The sequence below is a fragment of the Streptomyces sp. AC627_RSS907 genome, assembly GCF_019049165.1.
The window spans coordinates 1-615 of record NZ_JAGMUE010000870.1; the positions used below are offsets into that span (position 1 = coordinate 1).

The window sequence follows — 615 nt, forward strand, 5'->3', positions numbered from 1 at the left end:
AGTGAGACGGGTGGGACACAGCGGCCGAAGAGGACATGTCAGCGTGGGTAAACCAGTCGTATCGGGTGCTAAATGGGCGTGACTTCGTCATGCCATCGGCCGTTGGGCCGAACATGAAGATGCTCGACCTGTTCACCGTGGCATCTGTGGTCGCAGGTGCCGTTACGGCTGTGGGCGCTCCGCTGGTCCACAGCGACCTGCCAGGCATCGATTGGGGCAAGGCGCTGAGCCACTCCGAGGCACTCGGCGATCTCAGCGACCGCGCCACCGAGGACTCCTCCTCCAGCGAGTCCGTCTCCTCGTCCACCGCCTCGCGCCACGCCTGAGAAGCGCGCAGGGGCCCAATCCCCCCGCCGGGGCACGCGACCGCACACGCGGTCCGTGCCCCGGCTTTCGTTACGCCCCATCTCCCGTCGTCCGCCGGTTCTCCTCGTGCCCCGGTGCTCGTCGTCCGCCGGTCGGGGCGTCCCGCGTGGTGGTGGCAGCGGGCGTCGCCGAGGGGCGGCCACCGGCGGCGTACTGGGGATTCGAGCCCGGCCGCGCGCGTCGCGGAGGCCGGCGGGACGTATAGGCATCCCTGATGGCGACATGGGATTACCCCGCGCGGCCCAAGGG

General features: G+C 70.1%; 1 protein-coding gene. It reads left to right on the forward strand.

The genetic code is table 11. The features are described 5' to 3' along the window. Nucleotides 1–170 precede the first annotated feature (170 nt). Complete coding sequence (locus tag KUM32_RS39115) at nucleotides 171–326, forward strand: hypothetical protein (protein ID WP_217146522.1); 156 nt, start codon at nucleotides 171–173, stop codon at nucleotides 324–326. Nucleotides 327–615 lie beyond the last annotated feature (289 nt).